The sequence below is a fragment of the Roseivirga sp. UBA838 genome (genome assembly GCF_002296035.1).
Taxonomy (GTDB): domain Bacteria; phylum Bacteroidota; class Bacteroidia; order Cytophagales; family Cyclobacteriaceae; genus Roseivirga; species Roseivirga thermotolerans.
Map to the genome: position 1 here is coordinate 200372 of NZ_DBHC01000042.1, position 22939 is coordinate 223310.

A 22939-nucleotide genomic window follows, 5' to 3' on the forward strand; every position below is an offset into this window, starting at 1 on the left:
TGCGATGATGCAAGGTTCAAAGATACGTCACCCTGAATTTATTTCAGGGTCTTTTTCAGCGATAAAATAGATGCTGAAATAAATTCAGCATGACGTTTTTTCTTAGTGTCGCCACCCTGGACTTGATTCGGGGTCTTCCTCAAAGATTGACAAGATGCTGAAACAAGTTCAGCATGACGTTGTTTTATTGTGCCGCCACCCTGAACTTGATTCAGGGTCTTCCTCAAAGATTCAATAGATGCTGAAATAAATTCAGCATGACGTTGTTTTATTGTGTTGTCACCCTGAACGCGTTTCAGGGTCTTCTTCAAAGATTCAGAGGATGCTGAAACAAGTTCAGCATGACGTTCTTTTTTAGTGTTGTCACCCTGGACTTGATTCAGGGTCTTTCTCAAAGATTCACAAGATGCTGAAACAAGTTCAGCATGACGTTCTTTTTTAGTGTTGTCACCCTGAACTTGATTCGGGGTCTTCCTCAAAGATTCAGAGGATACTGAAACAAGTTCAGCATGACGTTCTAAGAGAGAATTTCCTTTACTCGCCCGACCTGACCATCTTCCAGCCGTACTTTGATGCCGTGGGGATGGGAGGGTGACTTGGTGAGTAAGTCTTTCACAAAGCCATGCGTGAGTTTACCGGTTCTCTGATCTTGCTTGAGCACAATGTTGACCTCTGTACCCGGTTTGATATCTGCTCTTCTTGTTCCGTCCATTAGATTTCTTCTAAAATTGAGGTGCCTTTAGACAGGTTTCCCGATGTCCATTGCCAGTCTTCATGCAGTCTGATTTTGCCATTGGGAAGAATTTCAGGAGTGGAAGTGCACTTACCAGTATTTTGCTTCAATTCGGTATTCACCTGGGTGTAGTTCATGTCAATCACTCCATTTTCATCCACTGTGCCTTCCAGCCAGCCCTCCAGAATTTTACCACCAAAGTACTGACAAACCAGTCGATTTCCTTCCTGCTTGTAATGAAAGATCAAATCCCCCGTAACCTCGCCATTGGGTGAGTTCTCTATGGCCCTGAATCGTTTGTCGTTGTAGTTGATCATCTTTGCATGGCTTTTAAAATGAAAACCGAACCCACAGAAAGACCTAAAAATTCCATAAACCCGACCATATAGTAATCGAACCAGCCGGTTTGAAATGCGAGGCCTTGTAACAATCCAATAATAACTAATGGAATCAACCATTTCATTTTCTTTCGAATGCTGAAATCTATAATAATGCCGATGTAAACAGCTATGGAGGCAAAATAATTATGAAGAGAGATGTACTCTGTAAAGTAAGAGCTAAAGGTTGCTAAGCATATAAAACCAATGCCCACAAACCACTTGTGATAAAGAAGGTAACAACCGATTGCCAATAAAAAGAATGTATAGAAATAAACTCTATCGGTATCCATACCCATTATGGATGAGTAGGAAGTTTTACTGTGGACAAGTAGGTCCACAAGGCCTGTAATGATGAAGCCAAATAATAAGATGCCCGTGACTAATTTATTTGGCAAGTCTTTCTTCAAAACCTGATTCCTTTATTAGGTATTAAAATGAGTTGATTACCCTCTTGAATGTAATGAAAGATCAAATCTCCGGAAACTTCCCCGTTGGGTAAATTTTCAATAGCTCTAAATCGTTTGTTGTTGTAGTTGATCATTTATAAGATAACTGTTTGGCCTTTTTTTACTAAAGGGTTTTAAGGGTACGTGTCTGTCTTAATTCACCAAAATCCAAATTACGCTGAGCTTAGGTTGTATGAATTACTTTTTCTTAAGAGCTTCTAGTTCTTTCTCGAGTTTTTCGATTCGAACTTGCTGTGCTTGATTTTGCTTATTTTGCTCAATGAGGTAAAGGGTTAATTCTTCTATTTTCTGTAATAGTTTGGAGTCCATTTGACCAAGGTCAATTCCGTTAAGTTTGACTTCTTCGGCACTTGGGATTTCAGGAAGGTGCTTGTGGTGTGAGATGAATAGCTCCACTTCTTTGAGAGGTCTTAGATAATAATCGTTTTCAAATACAAAGTCTGACCATCCTGTGGCTTCTACTTTAACCTTTCTAGCCCCAATTGAGCCGTCTACCGCTAGGCGATGAGTTCCCGTGCTACCGGTTCCAATTCCAACACTGCCATCAGCTTTTATTCTCATTCTAATTTGACTATCATAAATATTGGATCCGCCAGTACTAAAAACCAGTTCTCCTGAAGCGTGGCTGGCAGCAATGTAGTTTGAACCGGCTCGATTAAAATTGATAGTCTCTCCGCTCATTGTCAATACTCGCCCATCAGTACCTGTCGTAAGTCTAAATGATTCTTCTGCTATAGCATTGTATATGTCCAGCTTTTTCGATGGAGCTGTAGTTCCAATACCAACTAAACCTCCACTAGCAATAGATATTCTAGTTCCATCAAGTCCTTTTTCTATGATGTCTAGGGATGAATTTACACCAACACTTCTAACACTAAATCCCCAGCCTCTTCCTCCTATGTTTTCATTAGCAACACCTAGGTATAATCCGATATTCCCGCTATTGGCAAAGGAAGTAATTGAGCCCAGAGAATATGCGGTTCCTGAGCCTGTATAGCTATTTACTTGAAGTTTTGATAGAGGGTTAGCAGTGCCTATGCCAACATTGTCAGAAGTTGTAAGATTGTTTCCACTGTCTGTCCATTGAGCGTCTAAAGAAAAAGTCCCAAAAGATAGTAAAAAGATTAAAACAAGTTTTTTCATTGTAAAGTGTTTATGATTCAAAAAATAACATTGAATTTAATTAATAATAGGATTTCTATACCGTAATATTCTAGAAGAGTAATTAAAGTGCATCATTATACAACCCATACGTACCTGGTCTTTCCACTACCTACTTCCTAAAGACTCTTCACCTCACTAATTAACTTCTCTAATGAGTCTTTGATATCGCCAAAAAGTATACGGTTTTTGTCGTGGAAGAAGAGGCTGTTTTCGAAAGGCCTAAATCGTTTGTCGTTGTAGTTCATCCATATTTTACGTTTCTATTTATTCTGAGTAGTAATGAAGATACCTCCATTTTTAGAGTTTTCCCCATAGAGACACCACGGGACTCGAGATGATCTGACAATTCCCTGAATATCCTTCTTTTTGAGTGATTGAAGCACATTCCAAAATTCTTCATGTGGAATCGCTTTCTTGTCGACAAACAGATATGGAAGTCCTAGATCAGTTTTATGAACCGGAATAACATTCGGCTTAGGAAATTCCTCCAAGATACTTTTAATCTGACTTTTTAGGTCCTTTACTTTCAGAACGGTTTCATCTGAAATTATAATAAACGCTTCTTTTTTTGCATGTAGGACTGCACTTTGCAGCTTTTCTTTTCCTAGAATACTTACTTGAAAAAACTCTTTGCTCTTATTTAAACCTCGCTGAGATTTTTTGAAATCTCTTTCAGTCATTGGTACTCCATTATAAATGACCAAAAAATCATCTTCTGAATATTCAACGGAGTCACATGCAGTGATCAAAGATTTATAGAAATCAAGGTCTAGCTTTTGAGCAGAACATAAGATGGAAATGAAAAAGAAAGGTATAATTAGAAGATTCCTCACTTTAGAATAACAACCAAATCCATCTAATCCTTTAACCCACGATCAAAGACTCTTCACTTCACTGATCAACTTCTTTAATGAATCCTTGGCATCGCCAAAAAGCATACGGTTTTTGTTGTTTAAGGATAGGCTGTTTTCAATATCTCTGAATCGTTTGTCGTTGATCATTTGTTTTGTGTTTGCATATTTAGGCCAAGTTAGAAGCATTTTTTATTATTCTTTTTAAGCTTTTTAAATCGCTACAATCTTCTAATCTATGAATCATACTATGGCAATTGCTGCATAATACCGCAAAATCTTTTTGAATATCGACTTGGTATTTTCCGATTGCAAGTGTCGAAACAGGAGTGAGGTGATGTGCTTCAATAAACTTCTCTCCCAAAACTCCATATTTTGAACTGAATTCAAATTCACAGGCTTCACAAGTATATCCTTTTTCCTTTTTTACCTTATTTGATATGGAGCTATTTCTTTCAATCCTGAAATGAAGTCGATATTGCTTTTTTTCTAATGCGGTAAGATTCTTTTCCTCATTCAGGTGAGTGTCATTAAATGTTAGTTCCTCATAATAACTCAAATATTGGAGGACGTCCTCAGTTAGGACTTCGCTGCTTGGTAGACTATCTTTTGAATAATACCTGGCTATTATATTGCCTGCTTCGTATAGTTTAGCATTTGTGGTCCTTGAATTCAGTTCAATTTTGAGTAGTTCATTATTTCCATAATTCAGCTTGGCTCGATAGTCTTGAGCTCTTAATTTTAATACTTTCTTTGTATCACTTTTATAATTCTCTTTAAGCGCTGTTACTCCTTGGTTAAGAGATAAATAAACTCCAGACATATCTCCTTTAAAAATAAACACTGGATAATATCCTGATTGCGGAGTGTCCGTTATTAGTTTATCCAAAATTGCAATCCAGGGATTATCTGTCCAAACTCCCTGTCCAGGAGATCCTTGAATTTTGTAACGCTCAGTGTCAGCAACGATTTGAGTTAACAATTTTGGAAACTCGTGTCGAAACTTATTGGCAATCTCATTCCCAGCGAAATCCGATTCTTTAGCAGCTAAATATCGTTCGATAGGTTCTCGTAAAATCTGTTCCATAGGTAATATTGGATAATGCAGTGTTTAAATCTCTGAAATGACTGAAGGGTAGCTGCTTGGCTCCTCTGACATCCTATCCCTACAAACTCTTCACCTCACTGATCAACTTCTCTAATGAGTCTTTGGCATCGCCAAAGAGCATACGGTTTTTGTCGTGGAAGAAGAGGCTGTTTTCAATGCCGGCATAACCTTTACCCATCGATCGCTTCATCACAATCACATTCTTGGCATTGAGCACTTTAATAATAGGCATGCCATAGATTGGGCTTGAAGGATCATTCTCTGCTGCGGGGTTCACCACATCATTCGCACCAATCACCAGCACTACATCAGTATTAGACATGTCGTCATTGGCATCTTCCATTTCCAGCAGCTTAGGGTAGGGCACGTCAGCTTCAGCCAAGAGTACGTTCATGTGGCCAGGCATACGTCCAGCCACTGGGTGGATGGCGTAGTTCATTTCTACGCCTTTATCATCGAGTATCTTTTCCAGGTTGTGCACAGTATGCTGCGCTTGCGCTACCGCTAAGCCATATCCAGGTACCACTGTCACTTTATTGGCATAAGCCAAAAGGATAGCCGCATCGGTCACCGAAATCTCTTTGATGGTGCCTTGCTCTCCATCACCGGCCGCAGCAGCTCCACCACCTCCAAACGAACCGATAATGACATTGGTTAGTGAACGATTCATGGCCTTGCACATCAGTACGGTCAAGATGGTTCCGGCAGAACCCACCAGAATACCACCGGTAAGCATGGCCTGATTACCATAGAGGAAACCACCAAAGGCAGCTGCCATACCGGTAAAGCTATTGAGCAGGGAGATGACTACGGGCATATCTGCTCCGCCAATCGGCATCACAAAGAGAACTCCATAAAGGAGGGAAACTCCTAATAAAATGTAGATGTAAATGGCTTGTGGCTCGGCTGTATTGGCCATAAAGATGGCCATGCCCAACATACCCAATAGCAGAATGATATTGAGTATTTGGCCAGCAGGTAGGGCTTTATCCCCAATTTTCCCTTCCAGTTTACCATAGGCAATAATGCTCCCGGAAAATGAAACGGATCCAATGATCAGCCCCAGAAGGATGACAACCAGCATGCCTGAACTTATAGTGCCTCCATGCATCACATGGTCGAACTCAACGAGTGAAATAACCGCTGCACAGGCGCCTCCCATACCGTTAAAGAAAGACACCATTTGAGGCATGGCCGTCATTTTCACCTTCAATGCCATGCGTGTTCCAATAACGGTTCCCACAACCAAGCCGGCTAAAATCAGTGCGTAATTGAGCCACTTATCGGCTGTCAGTTCTTCCTTAAAAAGAATGGTGGCCAGAATGGCGATGCCCATACCATAGGCGGCAATGAGGTTTCCTTTTCTGGCTTTGTCTGGGCTGGAAAGCATTTTCAAGCCCAAGATGAAGGTAATCGAAGCGGCTATGTAGCAGAGTTCGAGAATGGATAATCCTAAAAGTTCTGTCATGGCTTTACTTCTCCTTTTTCTTAAACATTTCCAGCATTCGGTTGGTCACCACAAAACCGCCAACCACATTGAGCGTTCCTAGTACCACCGCAAAAAAGCCCAGAATCAAGGCGAGATAATTAGTTGGGTGGGCCTCCAGCATAATGATGATGGAGCCGATAATGACCACTCCATGAATGGCGTTGGCTCCAGACATCAAAGGCGTATGCAGTACGGCCGGAACATTGGATATGACTTCGATTCCGAGGAATATGGAAACGATAATGAGAAAAATGAATTCCCTGTTTTCAACAAACAGTTGTAGTATGCTTTCCATGTCTTAGGCGGTTTCAGTTTGAAAAAGGATGTTTTTAACACGTGAGCTCATCACCTCACCGGCATGAGTCACACAGGTATTGGCCAGAATATCGTCTTCCCAATTGAGATTGAGGTTTCCTTCTGCATCAATAAGCAGCTTCAGGAAGTTGACCATGTTCTTGCCATACATTTTGCTGGCATCGAGCGGCATTGTGGAGGCCAAATTGGAATTACCGATAATGGTAACGCCATGTTTTTGCACCACTCGGTCGTTTTCTGTCAACTCGCAATTACCTCCTGTTGAAGCCGCTAAATCTACAATCACAGAGCCTTCAGCCATATTGCCAACGGTTTCTTTTGTGATTAAGACTGGGGCTTTTCTTCCCGGAATCTGTGCGGTACAGATTATGATATTGGCTTTGGCGGCATGTTCCTGAATCAGTGCCTGCTGTTTAGCTTTATATTCTTCCGATTGTTCCACGGCATAGCCTCCGGCTGATTTATCGTCCGTAGCACCTTCAACCTTCACAAATTTGGCCCCCAAGCTTTTTACTTCCTCTTCAGCTGCAGTTCTAACGTCAAAGGCTTCCACTACAGCACCTAATCTGCGAGCTGTGGCAATGGCTTGAAGACCTGCGATCCCGGCTCCTAACACTAATACCTTGGAAGGAATAATGCTACCTGCGGCAGTCATAAACATAGGGAAGAAGCGGGGAGAATTGGAGGCTGCTAAAAGCACTGCCTTGTAACCTGCTACGGTAGCCATAGAGGAGAGCACATCCATAGACTGTGCCCTGGTGGTTCTAGGTACATTGTCCATGCTAAAGCTCGTGATCTGTAAAGACATGAGTTTTTCTACCAGCTGTTTATTAGATAATGGCTGAAAAACAGACATCAAAACCTGACCGGCTTTCAGGTCTTCAAGCTCCGGGTCGGTAGGAGGGTTAATTCCTAAAACAAGATCAGCGCTAAGGACATCCCTGCGCTGACCAATTTTTGCTCCTGCCTTTTCGAACTCAGAATCGGTTGTAAAGGCAGCCGTACCTGCCTGAGACTCTACGATGAGTTCTACATTAAGAGCGATAAGGGTTTTAACATTTTCCGGTAGAAGAGCCACTCGGTTTTCACCCGATGGTTCTTTCAATAGACCTATGATCATAGCGGTTTTTAGAATTAAAAATCCCTATGAAGATAAAAGTTTTTAGGGCTTTTGAAAATGAGGCTTATGTACCCGATTAAAAATAGTCCCTCTGAAAATGAGTGGCTTAGCCTGTTGCATACGGCCTTAGTCATTCATTTGCTCATATTTGACTACGGTTTTTTCTATGGCAGGCACGGTTTTCAGGTAAGCATAAATGGCTTTAAGGTCAACCGTATCCATACCGGCATACATGCTCCAGGGCATTATGGTATTCATGTCTCCCTGACTGAGTGTGTAGGCATTGTTTTCGTAGTTTTTAAATTTGGCTATAAACATTTCTTCGGTCCACTGGCCCAAACCTGTGCTATGAGGCGTAATGTTTGGGGTTCTCATGATTACCCCTCCAGGCATTAAAAACTCACGTCCACCACTAAAAGCCTGCTCAGCAACAATTTGCCCTTTTTCTACTGGGGTATGACACTCCATACATGCTGCGAATGTAGCCATATACTTACCATAAGCAATTTCATCGGTTCTCTGAGGGCGAGGTTGTGGTGATGCATTTACGGGAATTGTCTTTAGAATAAGGCTGAAAGGAAAATCGGCCTTAGAGTCTGGGATTTGACTTTCTACAGGTGGAAGACTACGTAAATAGGCTATGATGGCATGAATATCGTCTTCAGCCATTTGACCATAATAAGGGTAAGGCATAATGGGGAATAGGGCTTTGTTTTCTTTGGTAACTCCTGTGGTAATAACCCGGAAGAGTTCGCCATCGGTATACCGGCTTATACCAAAAGGAGTGATGTTTTTAGCATAGAAAACTCCCGGCATGCCCATGGTTTGATCGAACCGGTCGCCACCTGCACCTTCGGTGCCTGGGGTTGGTGGCCCGGAATATCTGGAGAAATCTCTTTGTGAGTGACAGTCCATGCATAAGGCCACATGGTTGGCCAGGTATTCTCCCCGTGCGATAAGCTCCGGTGTTGGGTTCACCGTGAGTTCGGGGGCAGGGTCCACTTTTGGGTAGGTAAAGTTGAGGTAGGCAAAGGCTAAAACCACCAGGATAACCACGGAGGCAAGCACAAAAATTGTGATTCTCGTTAACTTTCTCATTTGGTTGAAGATTGATTAAAAAATTGAATATGAGTAAGTTAAGGTTTTTTATTGTGAATTAATAGTGCTTGCCGGCTTCGGCCTTTGCTCCACAGTTATTGTCTATCCTTCATGGGCCTCTACAAGCGGTTGAATCAAAATTTTCTTCATGCCCATTAATGCCTGCATTACCCGGTTTCTTTGGGCTTCTGTACCGGTTTTCATTAGGTTCAACAACTGGCTTGGCACTACCTGCCATGATAAACCAAAAGAGTCTTTGCACCATCCGCACATGCTTTCCTGACCTCCGTTTTGAGTAAGGCGGTTCCAAAAAAGATCTACTTCGGTTTGACTGTCGCAAAGAATCAAAAACGAAACAGATTCATTGAAGGTAAATTTTGGCCCTCCGTTTAACGCTATGAATTTTAAGTTCTCTAATTCAAACTCTACGATCATACCGGAATCGGATATTACTTTGGAACGATCGAACAGCGTGCAGTAAAAGTCGGCTGCTTCTCTGGCTTGGTCATTGAACCATAGGTAAGGAGTGATTTTTTGAGTAACAATTTTTGACATGCTATAATGTGTTAAATGGAAAATAATGAGGAACCTCTGATAGGTCTTATGCAAAAGTCATAATTGTAAGGTGTTTCCGTTGCTGTCATATGCGGCACATTAAGGGTGTGTTTGCGACAGAGAATGTTTCAGGCTGAGTATTATTCCTACTTACCCGTCTCACCGCTTTGAGCGGTCGGACGGTTGCTGAATATTTCTGAAAGTATTGCCGTTGTGTTTTCCTCATAGTCCTCATTGAGAGACTATGAGGGGTGAAGAACAATAGGGTATTGATGAATCAACCTTGGGGTGAGTTCATAAAAAAGGCTGTTGCGAAAGCGCTGGAGTTCGTCACTCTGAATTTATGTCAGAACCCGGGTGAATGGTCAATCAATCACTTACAGATCCTGAAACAAGTTCAGGGTGACATTCAGCTAACTTTCGCGACAGCCTCTTTAAAATAAATTTGGCCTTGTCGGCTTATTTGTTTTGCTCCTTGATCAGGTTAAGCGCAGAACCAGCTCTGAACCAACCAATCTGGGCTTCGTTGTAGGTATGGTTAGCCACAATCACATCTTTGCTGCCATCGGCATGAACAAATTCTATGTTCAATGGCTTGCCTTCACTAAACTGATCCAGATCCAGGAAGTTGATGGTATCATCTTCCTGTACTTTATCATAGTCGGCTTCGTTGGCAAAAGTCAGTGCCAGCATACCTTGCTTTTTAAGGTTGGTTTCGTGAATACGGGCAAATGATTTTACCAATACTGCTTTTACACCAAGGTGACGAGGCTCCATGGCCGCATGTTCGCGAGAAGAGCCTTCTCCATAGTTGTGGTCTCCCACAACAATAGTAGGAATGCCCTCAGCTTTATATTGTCGCTGTGTGGCAGGCACCGGGCCATATTCACCAGTAAGTTGGTTCTTTACCTTGTTGGTTTCTTTATTAAATGCATTTACGGCACCAATCAGGCAGTTGTCTGAGATATTGTCCAGATGACCTCTAAACCTCAACCATGGACCAGCCATTGAAATGTGGTCAGTTGTACACTTACCAAAGGCTTTAATCAGTAATTTGGCGCCAGTGATGTTCTTACCATCCCAAGGTTTGAAAGGCTCCAGAAGTTGAAGTCTTTTAGAGTCAGGACGAACAACCACTTCAATATTGCTGCCATCTTCTGCCGGAGCCTGATAGCCATTGTCCTCTACTGCAAAGCCTTTGCTTGGAAGCTCTTCACCCACTGGTGGGTCCAGTTTAACCTGTTCGCCTTTTTCGTTGGTAAGAGTATCGGTAATGGGGTTGAAGCCTAAGTCGCCTGATATAGCAATAGCAGCTACCATTTCCGGTGAGGTAACAAAGGCATGGGTATTAGGGTTGCCATCGGCTCTCTTAGAGAAGTTTCTGTTAAAAGAGTGCACAATGGTATTTACTCGGGTATTGTCTCCTGATCTTTCCCACTGACCAATACATGGGCCACAGGCATTGGTAAATATGGTGGCATCCAGGTCTTCAAAGATTTTCAGAAGTCCGTCTCTTTCTGCCGTGTACCTTACCTGCTCGGAGCCAGGGTTAATACCAAAGTCTGCTTTGGTCTTTAGCCCTTTTTCTACGGCTTGTTTGGCAATAGAAGAGGCCCGGGAAAGATCTTCGTAAGAAGAGTTGGTGCATGAACCTATAAGACCCCATTCTACTTTGGTGGGCCAGCCGTTTTTCTCGGCTTCTTCACGCATTTTAGAAACCGGAGTGGCACGATCCGGAGTAAAAGGACCATTTACGTGCGGTTCTAGCGTGCTTAGGTCAATTTCTATAACCTGATCGAAATATTGTTCAGGATTGGCATATACCTCATCGTCACCAGTAAGGTGCTCTCTTATCTGGTTGGCCATTTCAGCCACATCAGCCCGGTCTGTAGAGCGCAGATACCTTTCCATGGAATCGTCATAACCAAAAGTAGAGGTGGTTGCTCCAATCTCAGCACCCATGTTACAAATGGTGCCTTTTCCGGTTGCTGAAAGGCTTTTGGCACCTTCGCCAAAGTATTCGAGAATGCAACCCGTACCACCTTTTACGGTAAGAATGCCCGCTACTTTAAGAATTACATCTTTTGGCGCAGTCCAGCCGTTCATTTTGCCGGTTAGTTTTACTCCAATGAGCTTAGGGAATTTAAGCTCCCAGGGCATTCCGGCCATTACGTCTACGGCATCGGCACCGCCAACACCTATGGCTACCATGCCCAAACCACCTGCGTTTACAGTGTGAGAGTCGGTTCCAATCATCATTCCTCCAGGGAATGCATAGTTTTCTAAAACAACCTGGTGAATAATTCCGGCTCCGGGTTTCCAGAAGCCAATACCATATTTATTAGACACAGACTCAAGGAAGTTGAACACTTCTCCTGAAGCAGTGAGTGAATTTCTTAAATCTTCTTCGGCACCTTGTTTAGCCAAAATGAGGTGGTCGCAATGCACGGTAGACGGTACCGATACTTTGGCTTTACCAGCTTGCATAAACTGTAAAAGAGCCATTTGTGCTGTGGCATCTTGCATGGCCACCCGGTCAGGAGCAAAGTTTACATAAGACTTACCTCTCTCGTATGCCTCAGTAGCGTTTCCATCCCACAAGTGTGAATACAAAATTTTCTCAGCCAGGGTAAGTGGTTTACCCACAGATTTTCTGGCTGCTTCTATACGAGAAGGCATCTTCTCGTAAACAGCCTTAATCATATCAATGTCAAAAGCCATGAAAAATATTTTTAAATGATTAGTTCTATTAGATAACTATCTAGGGGCCGCTAAGTTATCAAAAATCGAAGAATTGAGTATGCCTCAGAGGTATTTGTTGGAGCAGAACTTATGTCTTTGCTCTAATTTCTTCCTTCAGTAGGCTAATGAGTATTTCAAGGCTTCTTTGTACCGGGTTTTCAAAGTAGATGGTATGCTTGAGACGGTTGTATCTGAGGTATACCAAATCCAAGAACTGACGGTCGTTGAGCAATACCCGAATAATACGGTCCACCTGTTGTTCGGAGATGTTAATTTCATCCATATCCTCCATGGGCTCCAGCAAAGAAAGCACCTGTTTTTGAAGCAAGTATGGTTCTAGTTTATCTTCGATGAGGCGTCTTTCTACATTTTCGGTAATGGGGGCGCGGGCGAGTCGTCCCTTGTATCGGATAATGGTTTTACGAATGGTGTCCGACTCTATTAGGCGGAGATTGCCCGAACTGGTCAGATCCTGATAAACCACATCGGACGGTGAGAAAATACGGTTGATGAGCAATTCTTTTACGGCCATTCTCAGGGTGTCTTCGGCTACTTGTCGATTGGCTGTTTCCAGTAATTTTCCAAAGAGTACAAGCTGATGCTTACGCGTTTGCTGATCGGCCCTGAGCTCTTCCAAATTGGTCATAGCTTCCTCCATCAGTTCCTGAAGGTACTTTTTTTCCAGTGCCTTTTGCTCCTTTCTTTCTCCATACTTATCGAGCGCAAAGGCCAGGTAAATACCCACTACAATAATCAATAGTTCTACCACTATTTTTCCCATGCCTCTGAAAGAAAACCTGGGAGCTTCGCCTTCCAGTCTGTATTTGTTTGCCATGTATCAGAAAATCAATAGGTTGCTTATAAATATAAGCATTCCGAGCATCATCACTAAAACGCTGTAAGGAAGAATATCTTTTGCTTTAAGTTGAGTGATGCCCAAAAGGGGTAGAGCCCAGAAGGGTTGGAGCATGTTGGTCAACTGATCTCCATAGGAGAGAGCCATAATGATTTTAGGTATAGAAACTCCTAATGCTTCGGCTGCTTCGGTCACTATTGGTCCCTGAACAGCCCATTGTCCGCCACCACTTGGCACAAACACATTGACAATGCCGGCACTAATAAAGGTAAAGATGGGAAGGGTGGTTTGGTTGGAAATAGCCACAAAGGCGTAAGAGATTTCAGCTCCTAATCCCGAGTACTTCATAATGCCCATTATGCCCGCATACAGGGGGAATTGAATAAGGATGCCCGAGGCACCACCAATAGCTTTTTGTATGGCTGTTAGGAAATTGGAAAAGCTACCGTGCATCATCAGGCCCAGGCCGAATAATAAAAAGTTAATGTAATTAAGGTCAATAAAGCCTAACCCCGATCCGGAAGGGGTGTTCCAGGTCTGACGAATGGCTATAAAACATATGAGTAAACCCAGGCCAATGGCCGGAAACCTGGCATGGTCTAGCTTCTCGGCTCCAACGGCTTCGGTGGTCAATTTTTGACTCTTCTTAGATTGGCTTTTAAGTTTAAAGGTTCTATGTGGCGACAAACGTCCGAGCAGATACAGAAACCCGGGAATAAGCACAATAAGGCAGAGACTTGTACTAATATTCATTGTGGAAAGGAGCGTTTCCTCAATGCCTATCACACCGATTTGGTTGACTAAAAAATGACTTTTACCCGATACGGTGAGTGGTGCCGACCCGGAAAGCCCGCCATGCCAGCACATCATGCCGGCATAACCGGCCGCCCCAATGAGCGGATAGTTCAATGGCTGACCCAGCTCTTGGGATCTTTCGGCCACTTTTCGCGCAAAAATTGCCCCAAATACTAAACACAAGCCCCAATTGAAGAAGCTGAGCAGAATTGTAATCAGGCCAACAATCATGGCAGCAGTGGCTGTAGTGTGGCAATAGCGAGTAAGGAGATTAATGAGCCGGTTGAACAGAGGGGTTAAAGCGATAGCATGGCCAAGAATAAGAATGAGGGCCATTTGCATGGTAAAGGCCAGTAGCTCCCAAAAACCGGTTTGCCAATATTCCAATAGCTTTATTGGGTAAGATGATACTGCATTTTCCGGCCTTTGAGTAAAAATGAGTGCCAAACCGTAAACTAAAACGGTAAGTAAAACAGCTATGGCAAACGGGGAAGGGAAAAGATGATAAAAGAGTTTCCTAAATCTTTGGCTCATACCTAAAGATGCAAATTCCGGGGATTTTTATTATTGAAATTCAGAATAAGAAGTATGTAGCGTTCAGCCAGGTGAAAATAACCATCCCAACCGCCAACAGCAGAGCACTGACTATACTAGTGCCTCCTTGTTTTCTGAGATATTTTTTGGCTTTCTCGTCTTCCTGAATCTGGATATTGTCAATTACCTTGATTGCTTTGGCTAAGTATAATCTATTGAAAATGAATCCCGAGACAGTTGCGAACAGAAATGTCATAAAGATATTATATCCGGTATCATGCATAAAAGTTAAGTTGAACGTAGTAGCTATGTTCAATGAAAGAATTTGTTCAGTATAGATCAGAATCAAGAGAATAACCCCCTCTTTGTACATTTTCCGGTAAAAGAAATATACTCCCCCTAATAAAAATGAAGGCAGGTTAAAGGTGTATCTATTCCCCTCTTTAAACTCACGGAGCTTGTTCAAAAAATACACCCTACTATTAGCGAAGTATATAGAATAAAGTTGATCCTTGTTCATGGATTGGATTACAAGCTTGCCAAAAACTCCAGCGTATCAACCCCATCGGCATAATCCCACAGCTCAGGGCATTGGGCAGTGCCAAAGGGTAAGCTGCCTTCGTACCATCCATCTTTAGCAACGATACACTGGATTTTATCTTGTTGAGCTGAAAGCTTTAGTGATAGTTCGGCTTCAGAAGCGTATGATTCGTAAAAAACCACCGAAATGGGAGAGACCAGTTCAGAGCTCTCTCGCATAAGAAAGAAGCCCGAGTCGAGATGCGGTTCCTTGTTTACCAAATACACGGACTTATTGTAGTCATAATTGTTCTGGTATTTGTGATGACTCAATACATTCTCGTGAGTGTCTTGCGCAGCAATAAACTGAGTGAGGTCAAATGTTTTAGGACAATAAATCTTAGCCACATTTCTACAGCCAAGCCCGTAGTAGGTAAAAATGTCCAGGCCAAGGTTCTGCAGATCGGTGGTTGTTTCTTCTCCGTTCAATAGGCCAACCGATACCCTGTTTTGCCGAATAATGTGAGGGTGTTTAGCAAAGTAATGTTTGAAATACCGAGCTGTATTGTCCGAACCGGTAGCAATTACAGCTTCTATATCATTTAGCCGATCAACTTCCGCAAGTTGACTTTTTAGCTCAGGTTCCAGATCAATAAGCGTTTGCAATGCGGCTTTCATCAATACAGCATCTTGCGATGAGTATTTCACACAAGCCTTGTGTCCGCTTATAATTACCGAGAGTACATCGTGCAAGCCCACTAAAGGAATATTGCCGGCTAGCACAAGACCAACCTTTCTGGGGCTTTTAGACCAATTATGGCCCTTTATCCAGTGACCGATCTTTTCTTCGGTGAGAGCCTCGCCCCAGGCATTAAAGGCCTTTTGAATATTGTCTTTAGTGAACCAATTGTTTTGGTTTATAGCCGCCTGGCAAAGGTTTGAGAACTCTTCCGGGGTTATTGTTTTGAACCAATTTCCCAAATTTGCCAGTGCTGTTGCTCTTCTTTCTATACTCATTTCCATAATTGTGCCCCAAAAATACAAGCTAAGTTTGCGCCTGAGAACTATTACCTATTACTTTTGCGGCAAATATTTTTAGAAACCTGAAACTTAGCCAACAAATAATTGTTGCACTAAGGACTACCAATAAAATTAGAGCACTATGGCCATAATGATTACAGACGAATGCATTAACTGCGGTGCATGCGAACCTGAATGCCCCAATACAGCGATATATGAAGGAGGAATGGAGTGGACCTGGGCCGGAGGAACTGACCTGAAAGAGGTAGAAATGGAAGATGGCACTGTGGTAGACGCCAACGAACCACAAGAGCCCATTTCAGATGAGTTTTATTATATCGTATCAGGCAAGTGTACAGAATGTACCGGATTCCACGAGGAACCACAGTGTGCAGCTGTGTGTCCGGTAGATTGTTGTGTGGATGACCCTGATTACAGAGAAACCCAGGAAGAGCTGGAAGCCAAGAAAGAATGGCTACACGTGTAGTACCAAACTCATTATGAAAGCATCAAAAAAAGGCCTCAACAGAGGCCTTTTTTCGTATAGGTCTACTTTATTTAATCATATATAGATGTAATTAGGCCACTTGAGCGACAAGCGGTGCCTTTACCAACGGTGACAGCATGTCGAATCATACGCTATGCGACTTAAGTAAGTAATCCGGTTTTATTATTAAGACTCGCAATTCTTTATAACTTATGGCTATGGAAGTGTCTCAACTTACGAATTGGCTTTCGGAGCCTCTTGCAAAACGCTTTTTGTTGCTGCTGGTAGCCTTTATCCTGGTTATGCTGGTGGCAAGGTTTCTTAAACGAGTACTTTCACGCTATGTAAGCGATAAGAGTACGCGCTATCAGGCTAAAAAACTGGTAACCCTATTGGGTTATGTTGTTTTTGCCCTCAGTGGCATGCTCATTTTCAATTACAAGCTTTCTAACATTACACTGGCTGTAGGTTTGGCCGGAGCAGGTATTGCCTTTGCCCTTCAAGAAGTAATAATGAGTATTGCAGGCTTTTTGGTCATTCTTTCCGGTAAATATTTCAAAGTAGGAGACCGCGTACAAATGGGGGGAGTGAAGGGAGATGTAGTAGATATTGGCGTATTGCGCACTACACTTATGGAGATTGGCGACTGGGTAGATGGTGATCTTTACAATGGAAAAATGGTGCGATTGACCAATAGCTATTTATTCAAGGAGCCGGTTTACAACTATTCGGGAGATTTTCCCTTTTTGTGGGACGAGATTAAAATTCCGGTGCGTACTGATAGCGATCAAGAATATTTTAAAGGTGTGCTGAATCAAATACTCGATGAGGTGGTGGGTGATTTTAGTCGTGACTCACAGGCCTCGTGGGATAAACTAACCGGGCAGCTTTATGTGGAGAAGGCCCAAATTCCTCCAATGATTACTTTCTCTTTCGATGAAAATTGGAGCACCTACACCCTTCGTTATGTGGTAGATTTTAAAAAGAGAAGAACCACCAAAAACCTCATCTACGAAAAGGTACACAAGGCTATTCTTCAGAGTGGGGGCAAGGTTTCGTTGGCAGGAAGTAGCCTGGAAGTAACTCTGACCAAATAAGTCCCAACCGGTATGTATTGAAATTTAGTGATAACGTAAACTGCTCCGTTGCCTCTAGTTTGAGGTTATTACGATGGCTTCGTTTAGGCCGGTTTCCGGGGTCAGAGTGAGGCCATACGTGTTTTTGAGCGCAAGTAATAAAGCCTCCGTGTCTCCGTTTGGTAATTCTATGTCTAATTTAAAGTCTAATTTGGGCACATCCCCCCTGATTGGTGTATCGACTATTTTTTCGAGAAATAAGATGAAGTTATCCAGGCTACCAATAAACCTCACTCTTTTGGGGTGTGTAGAAGATAATTGATCAATTCCCGGGTGTACGTTTTTCGCCTGATGTAGAAGACAACTGTCCGACACTGCAAGACTATAAAACGATTGTTTTCTGTTTTCAATCTTCCACTTAAAATCGGCTTTTTCAGCCATGAAATTCAAAATATCTTCGCTTAAGTCAGAAATTTGGGCTGAGGGGTAATTGGTCACCTTCAGGTTGAAGTGATAGCGATCAGGTATACTCTCAATTACCACCACTTTCTCAGGATTAAAAGATTCCACCACTTCTTTTAAATTACCAAGTCGTTGAAATAAAAACTCTCCATCAGCTGTACCAGACGATTTTGAGGTAGAGTGGTTTTTACTTTCTATTACCAACTCTATTTTGGCATCACCTTTATCTTTAAGCACTTTTTGCCATTCAGAGATTGAATAGGGAGTATTGCAGGCAATCAATAGAAGAATTATGGAGAACAGTATTAGTGTGTTTTTCATGTGCTAAATATTGGTATTCTATTCAAGTCATTTTTTGACGCTTTATCAAGTAAGCTTTAAGTATCTGGTCAAATCCCTGATTGATGTCGGCTGTGATCAGGTCAATTTTTAGTTTGGCACATTTGAGATAAAGTTCATGGTAATAGTTGTCCATTTGCTCACGGAAAGCCTTTTTGATGGAAGCCGGGTTAAGTTTAACTCTTTCACTAGTCTCTGCATCGATAAACTCATAGGGGCGGTCTTCAAAGTCAAAATCCAACTCAGTTCTATGGTCTGTTACGTGAAAAAGCAGAACTTCATGCTTTCTATGTTTAAGGTGTTGCAGCGCGGCCATTAGTTCCTCTTCATTGGCCTCATTGTCGAACATATCACTAAAAATAACCACGAGCGAACGTCTGTGAATTTTCTGAGCCAATTGATTTAAGATGGCCGCAACGTTAGTCCGTTTTTCGGTTTTTGGCTTGTTCAACAATTCGTTGAGCATTAAAAAGAGTTTATGCACATGAGAGGCCGATGACTTGACGGGAGTTTCCAGTTCCAACTGACTGCTAAAAGTATGCAACCCAACAGCATCGCGCTGCTTGTGTAGCAGGTAGGTGAGTGCGGCCGATGCCAAAACGCTAAATCGCATTTTGCCAAAGTTGGTCTCCGGGTAATACATGGAAGAAGACTGATCGATGACTAACTGGCACCGCAGGTTAGTCTCTTCTTCATAACGTTTGGTATAGAGTCTGTCCGTTTTGGCATACAACTTCCAGTCTATGTGGCGGGTACTTTCCCCGGTGTTGTACAGTCTGTGCTCGGCAAATTCTACCGAAAACCCATGATATGGCGATTTGTGCAAGCCTGTAATAAAGCCCTCAACCATCTGCCTTGCCAGTAATTCTATATTACCAAGATGCTTAATATCTTCTAATGAAAACTGCATAAACTCTGTTTTGCCGTGTATGCCAAAGGTTTAATTTACCATAAGAATCACAAATGGGTTGCGCTTTTTATTTTTACGGTGTTTGCAATAGTAGCTAATATTGGTTTATATTAGGACAGCTATTTTTCGAAAATCAACTGAAACCAAGACTAAATACTTTGAGAAGTGGAAGATAAGGACAGGAATGAGATTTTTTCAAAGAGGGTAAGGGCAGGAAAAAGAACGTATTTTTTTGACATCAAGGCCACTCGATCAAACGACTACTACTTGACCATCACGGAAAGCAAAAGAAAATTTAAAGATGATGGGTTTAGCTATGAAAAACATAAAATATTCCTCTATAAGGAAGATTTTGGGAAGTTCGTAGAAGCACTGAATGAGGCTGTAAGTCACGTAAAAGAAGAATTGCTTCCTGATGTAGACTTTTCTCAATTCGACAGAGAAGAGCTCAGCGTTAACGGAGAAACAGATCATGACAGCGAACTCAGCTGGGACTAATACATCTTCATGCAAAGAAATTAAGGGGCTACGGCCCCTTTTTTATTGGCCCATTCAGTGCAGATTGTATTAATTGCTATCTTTGCCGCTCATTTAAAAACAAGCAATTCTTTAGACAGTTATGGGTTTAAAATGTGGAATTGTTGGGCTTCCCAACGTAGGTAAATCAACCTTATTTAATGCGCTGTCAAGTGCAAAGGCCGAAGCGGCCAACTTTCCATTTTGTACTATAGAACCCAATGTTGGGGTAGTAACCGTGCCCGATGAGCGACTGGAAATCTTGAAAGAGCTTGTGAACCCGCAAAAAGTACTGCCTACGGTAATTGAATTTGTGGACATTGCCGGGCTGGTGAAAGGTGCCAGTAAAGGAGAGGGGCTGGGCAACAAGTTTTTAGCCAACATAAGAGAAGTAGATGCTATTATTCATGTGGTCCGCTGCTTCAAAGATGATAATGTAGTCCATGTGGCTGGTAATGTAGACCCTGTTTTCGATAAAGAGGTTATTGATACCGAGTTACAGCTCAAGGATCTTGAGTCCATTGATAAGAAAATTCAACGACTGATTAAAATTGCTAAGTCGGGCGATGCTAAAGCCAAGAAAGAGCTGGTTGGTCTTGAGAAATTTAAGGCTGCTTTAGAAGGAGGTGCCAATGCACGTGCAGTAGAAGCCGATGCCGATGAGTTGGCTGCCGTTAAAGACCTTTCTTTGCTCACTATTAAGCCTGTTATTTACGTAGCCAATGTAGAAGAAGCATCTATCCATACCGGAAACGAACATGTAGAAGCACTAAAAAATGCGGTGAAAGACGAAAGCGCAGAGGTGCTCCTTATTTCAGCTTCTATAGAGTCTCAAATTGCAGAATTGGAAGATGCCGATGAAAAGGCCATGTTTTTGGAAGAATATGGCTTGAAGGAGTCGGGGCTCAATAAACTTATTAAGGCTTCTTATTCTCTGCTAAACCTGATTACCTATTTTACTGCAGGAGAGAAAGAGGTAAGGGCATGGACTATTACCAAAGGCTGGAAGGCCCCTCAGGCTGCCGGAGTTATTCATACCGACTTTGAGAAGGGCTTTATTCGCGCTGAGGTTATTAAGCTGGCTGACTATCAGCAGTATAAAACCGAGGTGGCCGTAAAAGAAGCCGGTAAAATGGCGGTAGAAGGTAAAGACTACATTGTGAAAGACGGAGATATTATGCATTTCCGCTTCAATGTGTAGGCCGATCGTATAAATCACTTTATTTTTTTCGTTCAGACTGAACAATCCTATAGGCCATTGAGTTATGGTCATACCGGTTGCATGTCAATGCATTAGGCTTGGAAAGTTTTGTATTTTAAAGTAGAGTGTCGTGAGAGTCAGGGTAATTTTTAAACTTAAAAACCGTGGAGCTTACCTTCCGTTTCATCATCAACACATATTAGCCCAATTCTTAAAAGGAGTGTTGGTAAAAGGAGGGAAAGAAAAATTTATTCATTACGAATTTTTCAATTTTTCAGGACTGAAAGGTCAAACTAAAGTTTCGCGCAATGGGCTGCATTATTATTCCAACTTTGTAACGTTGGTCATTTCTGCTTCCGAGCAGGAGTTTTTAGACTACCTTCTGGAACAAATCTTTGAGTTTGAGGTAATAGAACTTGGTAATTTACAGGTGCTTCCGTTGTTTACGGAGCTGGAAAAACCAATAGAACTGACTGGAGAAAGCAAGTTCATTTGTATATCACCCATAGTTCCGTTTAAGGCGAGGTTTAATGACGAGCGCTCCAAGCGCTTTATTATGCCCGAAACCGATGAGTTTTCAGATCTGCTCTATGAGTCTACCCTTCAGAGGCTAGAGCGTACCGGCAACTACTCTACCAAAGATTTTGAGCGCTTCAAACGCTTTCAGGTAGTGCCAGATATGGATTATATTGAAAGAATGAAGGCCAAAGAAAAGAAGTTTGCGCGTATCTATTCGGTTTTTGAAAATGATGTCAAATATGAGGTGCGCGGATATACCTTGCCTTTTAAACTATATGCCGAAAAAGAGGTGCAGGAATTTATATTCAGTTGTGGCCTGGGCAACTATACCTACAAAGGCTTTGGAATGCTCGATTTGGCCAATGCCGATCCATTGGAGCGTACCGAGAAGTATCATTTTCAGAAAAACGCCCCAACAGCTACCGCCTAGTGTTGTAGCCCAGCTGCGAATAACCCACCAGGCGGTCGCCACGGCCGCCCATGGGTGAAAAATAAACAAAGACTTCGTAAAGGTTTTCGGTTTCAAAGAAAGAACCGTCTATTCCGAATGGATTAGCTCCTTCTTGGATATAGGAGTAATTATACCATCCTTGCTTCAGTAATATTTCGGCTTCATATGCCTCCTCAACTTCGTTGTATTTCATGAGCGATGCACTGTTTTTTTGCCAGTTATTAAAGGCGCCCACTACGTAGACTTTTTCATCGGATTTAGGAATCTTAAGCCTAAAGTTGGTGTAAACATATTCTGCACTTATACCTCCCGGTTGTCCCTCCACATCGCGTATGTAGTACTGGCCATTAATGTCCAGATTTTGCAGGTAGGTGTCGGCCAAAGGGGCGTCTGTTCTCAATTGAGCCACCACACGCCTGTTACTCATATAAATTTCGTCAACCCTTCTTCCTGTAAAAGTGGTGGTGCTCAGATCGAAGGCTCTGAATTCGTTGGTACCGGGAAAATCGAATACCTCGTCTAGCCCCTGATACCTTATAAACTGAGCGTTCTCATCGATAAAAGTTGGTGGTAGTTCGTAGCGGGTTAAGTCTGGTCGTTGGTTTTGCCGAACCACTATTTTAAACTGTTCTCTTGGGTCTACAGCCTTTAATCCGGCATAGTTGAGGGAGACCTCTATGCGTTGGTTGTTCACCCGGTGGATTTGCTCAGTGGATCGTTGAACAGAAATTCCTACGGCAGTATTTTCTTCATATACATAAAAGCGCTGGCTGAGTACAAGGTCTTTTTTGTTTCGGTTTCGGTATACCACTGCCAGATAGTTGCCCGATATTTCGAAAGCAGGTATTGTAAACGTGTAATTTACATATTGTTGCTTAGCCTCCTGGCTGAATTCAAAGTCTGTAATTTCGAATTCATTGTAGTTTTTCAGAAACATGTTGGGTCTTAGATTAGAAGATTCCCAATTAGCGTTGCAGTGTACAAAGTAGACGTAGTAATAATCGGCATCTTCTTTTAAGTCGTCAAAGCTCAACATCAGGTTCGATTGCCCAACTTTAGTTACGGGTGGGGCAATGCTGCTTTGCACATTATTTCCTGCCGGGTTTAGCCTCACCGTTCTTATGTTGGTGTCATAAGTATGGTTATTGTATTGCAAATTTTGTTGAGCCCAAAGCCCCTGGCTGCAGAAGACGAACACAAGGAAGAGAAATCTCACAGACTTTAAAGACATT

The 22939-nt window shown here is 42.4% G+C and carries 27 protein-coding genes; 5 read left to right on the forward strand and 22 right to left on the reverse strand.

The genetic code is table 11. The annotated features are described in order from the left end of the window. Positions 1 to 38: 38 nt before the first annotated feature. The 19 genes from B3O12_RS15930 to B3O12_RS16020 all read right to left on the reverse strand — a co-directional run bounded on the left by B3O12_RS15930 (position 39) and on the right by B3O12_RS16020 (position 15743). Positions 39 to 479: a hypothetical protein gene (locus tag B3O12_RS15930; RefSeq protein WP_286757026.1), complete on the reverse strand. Its 441-nt coding sequence runs from the start codon at positions 477 to 479 to the stop codon at positions 39 to 41. A gap of 38 nt (positions 480 to 517) precedes the next feature. Then, positions 518 to 712 carry a YwbE family protein gene (locus B3O12_RS15935; RefSeq protein WP_189631113.1) on the reverse strand — a complete coding sequence of 65 codons (195 nt, stop codon included), beginning with the start codon at positions 710 to 712 and terminating at the stop codon, positions 518 to 520. Beyond that, positions 712 to 1050, reverse strand: coding sequence for a n-acetylglutamate synthase (locus tag B3O12_RS15940; protein ID WP_286757028.1), 339 nt, complete (start codon positions 1048 to 1050; stop codon positions 712 to 714). Before B3O12_RS15940 ends, B3O12_RS15935 begins: the two co-directional genes overlap by 1 nt. Then, positions 1047 to 1520, reverse strand: coding sequence for a hypothetical protein (locus B3O12_RS15945; protein ID WP_286757030.1), 474 nt, complete (start codon positions 1518 to 1520; stop codon positions 1047 to 1049). The genes B3O12_RS15940 and B3O12_RS15945 overlap by 4 nt, the downstream gene beginning before the upstream one ends. A 237-nt stretch (positions 1521 to 1757) precedes the next feature. Next, on the reverse strand, positions 1758 to 2723 hold the full coding sequence (locus B3O12_RS15950) for a hypothetical protein (protein ID WP_286757032.1): 966 nt from the start codon (positions 2721 to 2723) through the stop codon (positions 1758 to 1760). Positions 2724 to 2860: 137 nt separating this feature from the next. Continuing rightward, the gene (locus B3O12_RS15955) at positions 2861 to 2989 is read right to left on the reverse strand and encodes a hypothetical protein (protein ID WP_286743727.1); all 129 of its coding nucleotides are present in this window, start codon (positions 2987 to 2989) and stop codon (positions 2861 to 2863) included. Between the two features lie 15 nt (positions 2990 to 3004). Next, positions 3005 to 3424 (reverse strand): hypothetical protein, encoded by a 420-nt coding sequence (locus tag B3O12_RS15960; protein ID WP_286757033.1) that lies wholly within the window; start codon positions 3422 to 3424, stop codon positions 3005 to 3007. A gap of 195 nt (positions 3425 to 3619) precedes the next feature. Then, positions 3620 to 3745 (reverse strand): hypothetical protein, encoded by a 126-nt coding sequence (locus B3O12_RS15965; RefSeq protein ID WP_286757034.1) that lies wholly within the window; start codon positions 3743 to 3745, stop codon positions 3620 to 3622. 19 nt (positions 3746 to 3764) lie between these two features. Continuing rightward, positions 3765 to 4682 (reverse strand): MrcB family domain-containing protein, encoded by a 918-nt coding sequence (locus tag B3O12_RS15970; RefSeq protein WP_286757035.1) that lies wholly within the window; start codon positions 4680 to 4682, stop codon positions 3765 to 3767. A gap of 79 nt (positions 4683 to 4761) precedes the next feature. Continuing rightward, the gene (locus tag B3O12_RS15975; protein WP_286757036.1) at positions 4762 to 6171 is read right to left on the reverse strand and encodes an NAD(P)(+) transhydrogenase (Re/Si-specific) subunit beta; all 1410 of its coding nucleotides are present in this window, start codon (positions 6169 to 6171) and stop codon (positions 4762 to 4764) included. Between the two features lie 4 nt (positions 6172 to 6175). Continuing rightward, positions 6176 to 6487: an NAD(P) transhydrogenase subunit alpha gene (locus B3O12_RS15980; RefSeq protein ID WP_286757037.1), complete on the reverse strand. Its 312-nt coding sequence runs from the start codon at positions 6485 to 6487 to the stop codon at positions 6176 to 6178. Between the two features lie 3 nt (positions 6488 to 6490). Next, positions 6491 to 7627, reverse strand: coding sequence for a Re/Si-specific NAD(P)(+) transhydrogenase subunit alpha (locus B3O12_RS15985; protein ID WP_286757038.1), 1137 nt, complete (start codon positions 7625 to 7627; stop codon positions 6491 to 6493). Positions 7628 to 7753: 126 nt separating this feature from the next. Further along, positions 7754 to 8725 (reverse strand): c-type cytochrome, encoded by a 972-nt coding sequence (locus tag B3O12_RS15990; RefSeq protein WP_286757039.1) that lies wholly within the window; start codon positions 8723 to 8725, stop codon positions 7754 to 7756. A 102-nt stretch (positions 8726 to 8827) separates the two neighbouring features. Beyond that, positions 8828 to 9280, reverse strand: a complete 453-nt coding sequence (locus tag B3O12_RS15995) for a VOC family protein (protein ID WP_286757041.1) — start codon at positions 9278 to 9280, stop codon at positions 8828 to 8830. 459 nt (positions 9281 to 9739) lie between these two features. Continuing rightward, positions 9740 to 12001 (reverse strand): aconitate hydratase, encoded by a 2262-nt coding sequence (locus B3O12_RS16000; protein WP_286757042.1) that lies wholly within the window; start codon positions 11999 to 12001, stop codon positions 9740 to 9742. Positions 12002 to 12110: 109 nt separating this feature from the next. Then, on the reverse strand, positions 12111 to 12857 hold the full coding sequence (locus B3O12_RS16005; protein WP_189631122.1) for a hypothetical protein: 747 nt from the start codon (positions 12855 to 12857) through the stop codon (positions 12111 to 12113). A 3-nt stretch (positions 12858 to 12860) separates the two neighbouring features. Further along, a complete protein-coding gene (locus B3O12_RS16010; RefSeq protein WP_286757043.1) occupies positions 12861 to 14207 on the reverse strand; it encodes a short-chain fatty acid transporter in 1347 nt (448 codons plus the stop codon). A gap of 40 nt (positions 14208 to 14247) precedes the next feature. Further along, positions 14248 to 14727 carry a DUF2628 domain-containing protein gene (locus B3O12_RS16015; RefSeq protein ID WP_286757044.1) on the reverse strand — a complete coding sequence of 160 codons (480 nt, stop codon included), beginning with the start codon at positions 14725 to 14727 and terminating at the stop codon, positions 14248 to 14250. A gap of 8 nt (positions 14728 to 14735) precedes the next feature. Beyond that, complete coding sequence (locus B3O12_RS16020; protein ID WP_286757045.1) at positions 14736 to 15743, reverse strand: acyl-CoA reductase; 1008 nt, start codon at positions 15741 to 15743, stop codon at positions 14736 to 14738. Positions 15744 to 15888: 145 nt separating this feature from the next. On the opposite strand from B3O12_RS16020, the gene B3O12_RS16025 reads away from it, so the two are divergent. Both B3O12_RS16025 and B3O12_RS16030 read left to right on the forward strand, forming a co-directional pair. After that, positions 15889 to 16233: a 4Fe-4S binding protein gene (locus B3O12_RS16025; RefSeq protein ID WP_189631126.1), complete on the forward strand. Its 345-nt coding sequence runs from the start codon at positions 15889 to 15891 to the stop codon at positions 16231 to 16233. A 218-nt stretch (positions 16234 to 16451) separates the two neighbouring features. Continuing rightward, positions 16452 to 17330: a mechanosensitive ion channel family protein gene (locus B3O12_RS16030; protein WP_286757046.1), complete on the forward strand. Its 879-nt coding sequence runs from the start codon at positions 16452 to 16454 to the stop codon at positions 17328 to 17330. Positions 17331 to 17384: 54 nt separating this feature from the next. Here the strand turns inward: B3O12_RS16030 and B3O12_RS16035 are convergent, their stop codons facing one another. Then, positions 17385 to 18092: a hypothetical protein gene (locus tag B3O12_RS16035; protein WP_286757047.1), complete on the reverse strand. Its 708-nt coding sequence runs from the start codon at positions 18090 to 18092 to the stop codon at positions 17385 to 17387. A 22-nt stretch (positions 18093 to 18114) separates the two neighbouring features. Beyond that, positions 18115 to 19020 carry a DUF58 domain-containing protein gene (locus tag B3O12_RS16040; protein WP_286743698.1) on the reverse strand — a complete coding sequence of 302 codons (906 nt, stop codon included), beginning with the start codon at positions 19018 to 19020 and terminating at the stop codon, positions 18115 to 18117. Positions 19021 to 19185: 165 nt separating this feature from the next. Between B3O12_RS16040 and B3O12_RS16045 the strand changes: the two genes are divergently transcribed. From B3O12_RS16045 to B3O12_RS16055, 3 genes are all read left to right on the forward strand, one after another. Further along, positions 19186 to 19518, forward strand: coding sequence for a DUF3276 family protein (locus B3O12_RS16045; RefSeq protein WP_189631130.1), 333 nt, complete (start codon positions 19186 to 19188; stop codon positions 19516 to 19518). A 121-nt stretch (positions 19519 to 19639) separates the two neighbouring features. Beyond that, on the forward strand, positions 19640 to 20737 hold the full coding sequence (gene ychF / locus B3O12_RS16050; protein WP_286743695.1) for a redox-regulated ATPase YchF: 1098 nt from the start codon (positions 19640 to 19642) through the stop codon (positions 20735 to 20737). Positions 20738 to 20867: 130 nt separating this feature from the next. Further along, positions 20868 to 21686, forward strand: coding sequence for a CRISPR-associated endoribonuclease Cas6 (locus B3O12_RS16055; RefSeq protein WP_189631132.1), 819 nt, complete (start codon positions 20868 to 20870; stop codon positions 21684 to 21686). On the opposite strand, the gene B3O12_RS16060 is transcribed toward B3O12_RS16055, so the two are convergent. Further along, on the reverse strand, positions 21676 to 22863 hold the full coding sequence (locus B3O12_RS16060) for a type IX secretion system plug protein domain-containing protein (RefSeq protein ID WP_286757048.1): 1188 nt from the start codon (positions 22861 to 22863) through the stop codon (positions 21676 to 21678). The genes B3O12_RS16055 and B3O12_RS16060 overlap by 11 nt on opposite strands. Positions 22864 to 22939: the final 76 nt, after the last annotated feature.